The organism is Flavobacterium sp., from assembly GCF_024305175.1.
In the GTDB taxonomy this organism is placed as follows: Bacteria; Bacteroidota; Bacteroidia; order Flavobacteriales; family Flavobacteriaceae; genus Flavobacterium.
In genome coordinates this window covers 16,673-27,156 of record NZ_JAMWYY010000040.1, presented here as the reverse complement: position 1 = coordinate 27,156, position 10,484 = coordinate 16,673, and the positions used below count along the sequence as shown (strand labels likewise).

Here is a 10,484-nt window from a genome sequence, read left to right as displayed (position 1 = left end):
AACCAAGAGAGCATATAACACTAATTATAGCAACAACAGTCATGTAAAATTGATATAAAAATATTTTTTTAAGATTAGCACATCCTGTCATCAACACAATATTTATTCATTCTAAATAAAAATTAAACCCGCTCGAACAATACAATTTAAAAAGGATTATTCATTTTAAAGTTTCGCGTGTATATTTGTGAATTATTTACTAAAATTAGCTGACAAATGGAGACTACCCAGGTAGACTATTTCCCGATACTGATGCAATTGCTGCTGGCTGTAGGTTTTGTGGGGGGCACAATAGCCATTTCAAACTTTCTTGGCCCAAAACGCAATTCTGTAAACAAAGACAAAAACTTTGAGTGCGGTATAGAATCTATAGGTAACGCACGCATACCGTTTTCTGTTAAATATTTCCTTGTAGCCATACTCTTTGTTTTGTTTGACGTAGAGGTTATTTTTATGTATCCGTGGGCGGTAAACTTCCGCGCTATGGGCATGGAGGGCTTCCTTAAAATGGGCATATTCATGCTGCTGCTTATCGTAGGCTTCTTCTATGTTATGAAGAAAAAAGGGCTTGAGTGGGAATAAATTGAAATACTGCCTGTTCGGAACGCTTTTTGCGACCTATACAGCAGTAATCAAAAATTAAGAAAAATGAGCAAATCAACAGATATAAAAATGGTTAATGCACCTGCCGGTGTAGAGGGGCAGGGCTTTTTTGCCACTAAGTTGGATGAGGTGGTAGGGCTTGCACGTGCTAACTCGCTTTGGCCACTGCCTTTTGCAACTTCCTGCTGCGGTATAGAGTTTATGGCAACCATGGCTTCTCATTATGATGTGGCCCGTTTTGGTTCAGAGCGTATGAGCTTTTCACCACGCCAGGCAGATATGCTTCTGGTAATGGGTACCATTGCTAAAAAAATGGCACCAATATTACGCCAGGTATATGAGCAGATGAGCGAGCCACGCTGGGTTATAGCCGTAGGCGCCTGCGCATCTTCGGGTGGTGTTTTTGATACTTACTCAGTACTGCAGGGCATAGATAAGGTTATACCGGTAGATGTTTATGTTCCAGGATGCCCGCCAAGGCCCGAGCAGATACTGGAAGGCATTATGGAGTTGCAGGAAATTGTAAAATCAGAATCTGTAAGAAGAAGGAATTCGCCGGAGTATAAAGAACTTTTGGCATCATATAATATTTCATAAAGACAGTATGGCTTTAGAAACATCTGTTATCCAAGACAGTCTTACGCAAAAATTCGGCGACAGTGTTACCGGATTTATCCAGATAAAAGACATTTTTTCTTTTGAAGTAGCTGCACAAAGCGCTAATGAAGTACTGCGTTTTCTTAAAGAAGACCCCGAAATGCGCTTTAATTTCTTAACTGACGTGTGCGGCATTCACTATCCCGATAATGAGAAGGAGAGGCAGTTTGCTGTAGCATACCACATGCATAACTGGGTAGACAACGTGCGCATAAGGTTTAAGAGCTACCTTAACGGAGACAACCCCGAAATAGACACGGCAACCAACCTGTTTTTAAGCGCCAACTGGCAGGAACGCGAAACGTATGATTTTTACGGCATTGTGTTTAATGGCCACCCGCAGCTTAAGCGCATCCTTAACATGGATGAGATGGACGTTTTCCCGATGCGCAAAGAATATCCTCTTGAAGACGGCGGAAGGACTGATAAAGACGACCGTTTCTTTGGAAGGACAATAGACAATAGATAATAATGAACCTGAAATAATTCAATATAAATGTCAGACCTGTTATTACCACCGGAGCACCGCTATGCCGAGATGATCAAGAAAAGGCAGAATGAGGATGGCAGTGAACTGTCTATACTTAACCTGGGGCCTACTCACCCTGCAACGCACGGTATTTTCCAGAACATATTGCTTATGGACGGTGAAAGGGTGCTTGATGGCGAGGGTACAGTAGGGTATATTCACCGCGCTTTCGAAAAAATTGCCGAGAACAGGCCGTTTTACCAGATAACACCACTTACCGACAGGATGAATTACTGCTCTGCCCCCATTAACAACATGGCGTGGTGGATGACGCTGGAGAAGACGCTTGACATTGAAGTACCGAAAAGGGTACAGTATATGAGGGTTATTATTATGGAGCTGGCACGTATTGCCGACCATATTATATGTAACTCTGTACTAGGTGTAGATACAGGTGCACTTACAGGTTTCCTTTATGTTTTTCAGTACAGGGAAAAAATTTACGAAATATACGAAGAGATATGCGGTTCCAGGTTAACGACCAACATGGGCCGTATTGGCGGTTTTGAAAGAGACTGGAGCCCTGCCGTGTGGAAAAAGATAGATGAATTCCTTAACGAATTCCCGGGCATCTGGTCAGAGTTTGAAAACCTTCTTTCGCGCAACAGGATATTTATGGACCGCACCATTGGTGTAGGGCCAATTTCTGCCGAAAAGGCAATAAGTTATGGCTTTACCGGCCCGAACCTTCGTGCTGCGGGTATAGATTATGATGTGCGTGTTATGACGCCGTACAGTTCTTACGAAGATTTTGAATTTGATATCCCGGTTGGAGAATCGGGCGATACATATGACAGGTTCTGCGTGCGTAACGCAGAGGTTTGGGAAAGCTTAAAAATTATCCGCCAGGCAATTGATAAGATGCCTGAAGGGCCTTTCCACGCAAACGTTCCTGATTATTACCTGCCTCCTAAAGAAGATGTTTACAACAACATGGAGGCACTTATTTACCACTTTAAAATTGTAATGGGTGAAGTACCTGTACCAAAAACCGAAATATACCATGCGGTAGAAGGCGGTAACGGAGAGCTGGGCTTTTACCTGATAACCGACGGAAGCCGCACACCTTTCAGGCTGCACTTCCGCAGGCCGTGTTTTATATATTACCAGGCATTTAATGATATGATAAAGGGCCAGATGCTGAGTGATGCCATTGCAACACTATCGAGCCTTAACGTTATTGCCGGAGAGCTTGATGCTTAAATTGTAATTTTAAATTATAAATTCTGAATTTTGTATTTTAAAGTTCGAAATTCAAAACAGAAAATTAACGTATGGAAGTTAGTCACATACACCAGGACATAAACATTACACCTGAGCTTCAGGCCAGGATAAATGAGCTGTTAAGCCACTACCCTGCCGATAAAAAGAAATCGGCTTTGCTGCCGGTATTGCACGAAGTACAGGATGCCCATAACAACTGGCTTAGTGTTCCGCTTCAGGATAAAGTTGCCGAAATGCTTGAGATACAACCTATAGAAGTATATGAGGTGGTAACGTTTTATACAATGTATAACCAAAAGCCTATCGGCAAATATATGTTTGAGTTTTGCCGTACATCGTGCTGCGCGGTGCGTGGTGCCGAAGACCTTATGGAATATACCTGCAACAAACTTGGTGTTAAGGTTGGCGAGGTTACGGCCGACGGCCTGTTCCAGGTGGTAGGCGTAGAATGCCTGGGGGCCTGCGGCTATGCGCCAATGCTTGAGCTGGGCGACTACTATTATGAAAAACTGGATAAAGCAAAGATGGACCAGCTTATAGAAGACTGCCGTGCCGGTAAAATAGATTTACATAAAATGACCATTACACAATAACAATGGGACGCAAAATATTATTAGAACACATAAATGTACCGGGTATAAAAACCTATGAAATATACCGCAAAATGGGCGGGTATGCTTCTGTGGAGAAAGCCCTTAAAAGCATGTCGCCGGACGAGGTAGTGGAAGAAGTGAAAACTTCGGGGCTGCGCGGCCGTGGCGGTGCGGGTTTCCCTACCGGTATGAAATGGAGTTTCATCGATAAAAAATCGGGTAAGCCAAGGCACCTTGTATGCAATGCCGACGAGTCGGAGCCGGGTACTTTTAAAGACCGTTTCCTTATGGAGTACATTCCCCACCTTTTAATTGAGGGAATGATAACGTCAAGCTATGCACTCGGCTGTAACTTATCTTATATATACATCCGTGGCGAATATATGTGGGTATACCGCATATTAGAGAATGCTATTAAAGAAGCCTACGCTGCCGGATGGCTTGGCAAGAATATTATGGGTACAGGCTGGGACCTTGACCTGCATGTACATTGCGGTGCCGGGGCCTACATTTGTGGCGAGGAAACCGCACTTATAGAGTCGCTGGAAGGTAAAAGGGGTAACCCGAGGATAAAACCTCCATTCCCTGCGGTTAGCGGTTTATGGGCTAACCCAACCGTGGTAAACAACGTAGAGAGTATAGCCGCTGTGCCGTGGATAGTAAATAACAGCGGTGCAGAATATGCCAAAATAGGCATTGGCCGCTCTACAGGAACAAAACTGATATCAGCATCGGGGCATTGCAAAAACCCGGGCGTATATGAAATAGAACTGGGCCTTGGTGTGGATGAGTTTATGAACTCTGACGAATACCTTGGCGGAATGATGGATGACAGGCCATTAAAAGCATTGGTTCCGGGAGGATCATCAGTGCCTATTTTACCTGCTAATCTAATATTTAAAACATCTGAAGGCAACGACAGGCTTATGAGCTACGAATCGCTTAGCGACGGTGGCTTTGCAACCGGGTCTATGCTGGGTTCGGGTGGTTTTATTGTGTATAATGACACTACCTGCGTAGTGCGCAACACATGGAATTTCTCGAGGTTTTACCACCATGAAAGCTGCGGGCAGTGCTCGCCTTGCCGCGAAGGTACAGGCTGGCTTGAAAAGGTGTTGCACCGCATAGAAACAGGCTACGGCCGTGAAGAAGACATTGAACTGTTATGGGACATACAACGCAAAATAGAAGGTAATACCATCTGCCCGCTGGGCGATGCTGCGGCATGGCCGGTAGCGGCGGCAATACGCCACTTCCGCGATGAGTTTGAGTACCACGTGCGTTTCCCTGAAAAGATAAAGAACCGCGACCACTTTGTAGCTGAACCTTTTGAAAAGGTAAAGCATCTGGTAGCGAAACAGGAGGTATAAACGCCCCTCCCGGCCTCCCCAAAGTGGAGGTGAACAAAGGCTCACTGAATAAGAATATAAAATTTAACCTGTATAATTCCCCCTTCGGGGGTTAGGGGGCTGAAATTATGAAAGTAACAATAGACGGCCAGAGTATAGAAGTAGAACCGGGAACAACCATCCTGCAGGCTGCGCGAATGATAGGCGGCGAATCCGTTCCGCCGGCAATGTGCTATTATTCTAAACTAAAAGGAAGCGGTGGTAAATGCCGTTGCTGCTTAGTAGAAGTTAGCAAAGGCAGCGAGGCCGACCCAAGGCCTATGCCTAAGCTGATGGCATCATGCGTAACCGGTGTTATGGACGGTATGGAGGTAAAAAGCATCTCATCCGAAAGGGTATTGGATGCAAGGAAATCAGTTACTGAGTTCCTGCTTATCAACCACCCGCTGGATTGCCCTGTGTGCGACCAGGCAGGCGAATGTGATTTGCAAAACCTTAGCTTTAAGCATGGTGCTGCCAAAACACGCTTTATTGAAGAGAAGCGCACATTTGAGCCTGAAAGCATAGGGCCGTACATACAACTGCACATGAACCGCTGCATACTGTGCTACCGTTGCGTTATGACTGCCGACCAACTTACCGACGGCAGGGTGCACGGCGTAATGAACCGTGGCGACCACGCGCAGATTTCTACCTATATATCGAAAGCTATTGATAACGAGTTTAGCGGCAACATGATTGATGTTTGCCCGGTAGGCGCGCTTACTGATAAAACGTTCCGCTTTAAGCAGAGGGTATGGTTCAACAAACCGTACAACGCCCACAGGGATTGCGACAAATGCTGCGGCAAGACCACACTTTGGATGTTTGGTGATGAGATACAAAGGGTAACTGCCCGTAAGGATGTGTACCACGAAGTAGAAGAATTCATCTGTAACGAGTGCCGCTTTGAGCATAAAGACCCGGCTGACTGGGTTATTGAAGGGCCGAGGAAATTTGAGAAAGATTCGGTTATCAACCAGAATAACTATACAAGGGAACTTAAGCCGGTTAAAATCGAGACTGAAAAGAATATCCTTTTAGGGCGCGATATAGACAGGAAGAAGATCAGTATGAAAGATGTTCCGCTTGACGCTGAAGAAATGAAAGAACTTAAAGAAGGAAACGTATAGGTATGGATCAGGCTATAATTATAGAGAAAAGTGTTATTATAATTGCGGTATTTGCCCTTACCATGCTAATGGCAATGTACTCTACCCTTGCCGAGCGTAAGATAGCCGCATGGCTTCAGGACCGTATAGGCCCTAACCGTGCCGGTAAAGGTGGAATTTTACAGCCGCTTGCAGATGGTTTAAAACTGTTTGCCAAAGAAGAGTTCTTCCCTAACACGCCAAATAAATTCCTTTTTATAGTAGGCCCGGGCATCTCTATGGCTACTGCGCTTATGACGAGCGCTGTTATACCGTGGGGTGACAGGCTGCACCTTTTTGGCCGCGATATTATATTACAGGCTACCGATATTGATGTGGCAATACTATATGTATTTGGTGTTTTATCTGTAGGTGTATATGGCATCATGATTGGCGGGTGGGCTTCTAACAATAAGTTCTCCCTTATGAGTGCCATGCGTGCCTCCTCTCAAATGATATCGTATGAAGTGGCGATGGGCTTGTCTATCATTGCACTAATTATGATGACAGGGACGCTTAGCCTTCGCGAAATCGCGGCAGGGCAAAGCGGCATGAACTGGAATGTATTTTACCAGCCCGTTGGCTTCCTTATCTTTTTAGTGTGTTCGTTTGCGGAAACCAACCGTACCCCTTTTGACCTTGCCGAGTGTGAGGCCGAGCTTATTGGTGGTTACCATACTGAATATTCATCTATGAAAATGGGCTTTTACCTGTTTGCGGAGTATGCGAGTATGTTTATATCATCTACCATACTTGCCGTACTTTACTTTGGTGCCTACAACTATCCGGGTATGGACTGGGTAGAGAACAACTGGGGCATTAACATCGCCAACATTTTAGGTATAATGGCATTGTTTATTAAACTTTGCGGCTTTATATTCTTCTATATGTGGGTAAGGTGGACAGTGCCAAGGTTCCGTTACGACCAGCTTATGCGCCTGGGATGGAAAATGCTTATTCCGCTTAGCATAGCCAACATTGTTATAACAGGCCTGGTAATTTTATTAGCCGACTAACCTTAAGGCAAGAGATTTTACAAACACCTGAACTCAGGTTAAACAATATTAGAAATGTCAATAGAAACCGTATCATTATCGGGAAGGAAGAAGGAGGTATCTAACAAAAAGATGACCTTTGCAGAGAGCCTTTACCTCGTTGCCATCTTTAAGGGGCTGATGATTACTATAAAGCACCTTTTCAAGAAAAAGGTAACCATACGCTACCCGGAGCAGGCAAGGCCGCTAAGCCCGGTTTACAGGGGCCAGCACATGCTGATGCGTGATGAAGAAGGCCGTGAGCGCTGTACTGCCTGCGGACTTTGCGCACTATCATGCCCTGCAGAAGCCATTACCATGAAGGCTGCCGAAAGGACTCCGGAAGAAAAGCACCTTTACAGGGAAGAAAAATATGCCTCTATTTATGAAATAAACATGCTGCGCTGCATTTTTTGCGGACTTTGCGAAGAGGCATGCCCTAAGCAGGCTATTTACCTTACCAAAAGCAGGGTTATGGTTAAGCCAAGTACTGACAGGGAAGACTTTATTTATGGTAAAGATAAACTGGTTATGCCCTTAGATATGGCTATTAAGAACACTCAAAACCAAGCGGCTAATTAATATGATAACAACATTATTTTATATTTTATCGGCCTTTACATTAGCGACTGCGTTTTTAACCATCTTCAGTAAAAACCCTATTCACAGCGCTATTTACCTTGTGCTTTGCTTTTTCTCTATTGCCGGGCATTACCTTATGTTCAATGCACAATTCCTTGCTATAGTACACATAATAGTATATTCGGGGGCTATCATGATATTGATGCTCTTTACGATAATGCTCATGAACCTGAATAAGGAAGACGAAAAAAATAAAACCCTGTGGTCGCGGCTTGCGGCTGTTATATCATTTTGCCTTGTAGCACTTGTACTGCTTGCCGCTTTTATAAAAGCACAGCAAACAGGATATACCTATGAAGTATCGGGAGAGGACTACCAGTCTATCAAAGTTTTAGGACAGGTATTGCTTAACGACTATATGGTTCCGTTTGAGTTTGCCTCTGTACTGCTGCTGGTATCAATGATTGGGGCAGTACTATTGTCTAAAAAAGAACACATCAACAACTAATATGGAAAATATCTTACAGGAGATAGGCATCGACAATTATATATACCTTTCTGCATTATTGTTTTGTGTGGGTGCCTTTGGGGTTCTTTACAGGAGGAATGCCATTGTAATGTTCATGTCTATAGAGATTATGCTGAATGCCGTTAACCTTTTGCTGGTAGCTTTTTCTACTTACCACCAGGATGCCGCAGGGCAGGTTTTCGTGTTCTTCTCTATGGCAGTTGCAGCAGCCGAGGTAGCCGTAGGGCTTGCCATACTGGTAGCTGTGTACAGGAACATCAGTAACATTGATATCGATAACTTAAAGAAACTAAAAGGATAACGCCTGATGGAGACAAATTTGGCATTACTACTACTATTAGCGCCCTTATTTGGGTTTTTAATCAACATATTTGCGGGGAAAAAACTTAGCGGTAATCTTTCTGGCACTCTTGGCTCACTTGCCGTTGCCATATCGTTTGGTGTAACCTTGTTCTTTTTCCTTCAGGTAAACAATACCGGAGAGCCTGTAATGGTTAACCTGTACACCTGGATGAAAATGGTAAACTTCGACATTAATTTCGGTTTCCAGCTCGACCAGCTTTCTTTACTATGGCTGATGTTTGTTACCGGTATCGGTACCCTTATACATATTTACTCTATCAGCTATATGCATGATGATGAGAACATCCATAAGTTCTTTGCTTACCTTAACCTGTTCGTCTTCTTCATGATGATACTGGTTATGGGCAGCAACCTGCTTATCATGTTCATCGGTTGGGAAGGTGTAGGGCTTTGCTCTTACCTGCTTATCGGCTTTTGGTATAAAAAGCATGAATATAACGACGCTGCTAAGAAAGCCTTTATCATGAACCGTATTGGTGACTTAGGTTTCTTAATAGGTATTTTTATCATTGGTTACCTTTTCCACAGTGTTGAGTATAATGATATACGCAACATTATTGCAAGCGGTGAAGCAGATATAGATATGGCTTGGCTTGGTATAGCTACCCTGTGCCTGTTTATTGGTGCATGTGGTAAAAGTGCGCAAATACCGCTTTATACATGGCTGCCCGATGCAATGGCAGGGCCAACACCGGTATCGGCGCTTATACACGCTGCAACCATGGTTACGGCCGGTATCTTCATGATAACAAGGCTAAACTTTGTTTTCGACCTTACTCCGGATATTCAGCATATCATAGCTATTGTAGGTGCCATTACATCATTAGTGGCGGCAACTATTGGCCTTGCCCAGAATGACATTAAAAAAGTACTTGCCTACTCTACTGTATCGCAGTTAGGGCTTATGTTCATGGCACTTGGCTTTGGTGCTTATGAGGTTGCTGTTTTCCACGTAATAACACATGCTTTCTTTAAAGCCTGCCTGTTTTTGGGTTCAGGTTCGGTTATACATGCTATGCATGGCGAGCAGGATATGCGCAACATGGGCGGACTTAAAAAGGTTATGGGCATTACCTTTGCCACCTTTATGATTTCTACTCTTGCCATTTCGGGCTTACCGCCTTTCTCGGGCTTCTTCTCTAAAGATGAAATTTTAATGACTGCTTTTCACCACGATAAAGTACTGTGGATAATAGGCTCATTAGCTTCTATAATGACCGCATTCTATATGTTCCGCCTGGTATTCCTTACCTTCTACAAAGACTTCAGGGGTACAGAGGAGCAGAAACACCACCTGCACGAATCGCCGGGACTGATAACGTTCCCGCTTATAGTCCTTGCTATACTGGCATTAGTGGGTGGCGCTATAAGCCTGCCGGGCAGCAGCTGGCTAAACCACTACCTCGCACCGGTAATTGCTAACCCGGCACAACACCATGCGCTTGGCACTACAGAATATATGCTTATGGGAATAGCTGTTGTGGGTGCGCTTATAGGTATAGGCCTTGCTTACACCAAATACATCAGTAAAGCGCAGGTACCGCCACAGGACAGCGAGATTACAGGATTCACAAAAGTGGTATATAACAAGTTTTATGTAGATGAAATATATATGGCTGTTATAGTCAAGCCTATTTATGCCATAGGCAGCTTCTTTAAAAATGTTACCGAGGCAGCCATTAGCGGCTTCGTGTTTGGGCTGGGCCGTGCCGCCACACTTATAGGGGCGCAGGGCAGGTACATACAAAACGGAAGCGTAGGCTTTTACCTGCTGATATTTGTACTGGGCATGTGCTCTGTTATAGCTTATATTTTCTTAAAATAATCATTA

Annotated in this window: 12 protein-coding genes; all 12 read left to right on the top strand. The window is 44.1% G+C overall.

What is annotated here, in order from left to right; genetic code table 11:
• Positions 1 to 216 precede the first annotated feature (216 nt).
• Positions 217 to 582 (top strand): NADH-quinone oxidoreductase subunit A, encoded by a 366-nt coding sequence (locus Q0K96_RS10445; RefSeq protein ID WP_297333936.1) that lies wholly within the window; start codon positions 217 to 219, stop codon positions 580 to 582.
• A gap of 66 nt (positions 583 to 648) precedes the next feature.
• Entirely contained in the window at positions 649 to 1,200 is a 552-nt protein-coding gene (locus Q0K96_RS10440) for an NADH-quinone oxidoreductase subunit B (protein WP_297333935.1), read from the top strand.
• Positions 1,201 to 1,207: 7 nt separating this feature from the next.
• On the top strand, positions 1,208 to 1,729 hold the full coding sequence (locus Q0K96_RS10435; protein ID WP_297333934.1) for an NADH-quinone oxidoreductase subunit C: 522 nt from the start codon (positions 1,208 to 1,210) through the stop codon (positions 1,727 to 1,729).
• 27 nt (positions 1,730 to 1,756) lie between these two features.
• Positions 1,757 to 2,992 carry an NADH-quinone oxidoreductase subunit D gene (locus Q0K96_RS10430; RefSeq protein WP_297333933.1) on the top strand — a complete coding sequence of 412 codons (1,236 nt, stop codon included), beginning with the start codon at positions 1,757 to 1,759 and terminating at the stop codon, positions 2,990 to 2,992.
• A 71-nt stretch (positions 2,993 to 3,063) separates the two neighbouring features.
• Positions 3,064 to 3,606 carry an NAD(P)H-dependent oxidoreductase subunit E gene (locus Q0K96_RS10425; RefSeq protein ID WP_297333932.1) on the top strand — a complete coding sequence of 181 codons (543 nt, stop codon included), beginning with the start codon at positions 3,064 to 3,066 and terminating at the stop codon, positions 3,604 to 3,606.
• A 2-nt stretch (positions 3,607 to 3,608) separates the two neighbouring features.
• Positions 3,609 to 4,976 carry an NADH-quinone oxidoreductase subunit NuoF gene (nuoF, locus tag Q0K96_RS10420; RefSeq protein ID WP_297333931.1) on the top strand — a complete coding sequence of 456 codons (1,368 nt, stop codon included), beginning with the start codon at positions 3,609 to 3,611 and terminating at the stop codon, positions 4,974 to 4,976.
• A 107-nt stretch (positions 4,977 to 5,083) separates the two neighbouring features.
• Positions 5,084 to 6,127, top strand: coding sequence for a 2Fe-2S iron-sulfur cluster-binding protein (locus Q0K96_RS10415; protein WP_297333930.1), 1,044 nt, complete (start codon positions 5,084 to 5,086; stop codon positions 6,125 to 6,127).
• Between the two features lie 2 nt (positions 6,128 to 6,129).
• Positions 6,130 to 7,161, top strand: coding sequence for an NADH-quinone oxidoreductase subunit NuoH (gene nuoH / locus Q0K96_RS10410; RefSeq protein ID WP_297333929.1), 1,032 nt, complete (start codon positions 6,130 to 6,132; stop codon positions 7,159 to 7,161).
• Between the two features lie 54 nt (positions 7,162 to 7,215).
• Positions 7,216 to 7,761: an NADH-quinone oxidoreductase subunit NuoI gene (gene nuoI, locus Q0K96_RS10405; protein WP_297333928.1), complete on the top strand. Its 546-nt coding sequence runs from the start codon at positions 7,216 to 7,218 to the stop codon at positions 7,759 to 7,761.
• Between the two features lies 1 nt (position 7,762).
• Positions 7,763 to 8,269, top strand: a complete 507-nt coding sequence (locus Q0K96_RS10400; RefSeq protein WP_223054339.1) for an NADH-quinone oxidoreductase subunit J — start codon at positions 7,763 to 7,765, stop codon at positions 8,267 to 8,269.
• Between the two features lies 1 nt (position 8,270).
• Positions 8,271 to 8,591 carry an NADH-quinone oxidoreductase subunit NuoK gene (nuoK, locus tag Q0K96_RS10395; RefSeq protein WP_223054338.1) on the top strand — a complete coding sequence of 107 codons (321 nt, stop codon included), beginning with the start codon at positions 8,271 to 8,273 and terminating at the stop codon, positions 8,589 to 8,591.
• Between the two features lie 6 nt (positions 8,592 to 8,597).
• Complete coding sequence (nuoL, locus tag Q0K96_RS10390; protein WP_297333927.1) at positions 8,598 to 10,478, top strand: NADH-quinone oxidoreductase subunit L; 1,881 nt, start codon at positions 8,598 to 8,600, stop codon at positions 10,476 to 10,478.
• The last annotated feature ends 6 nt before the right edge of the window (positions 10,479 to 10,484 follow it).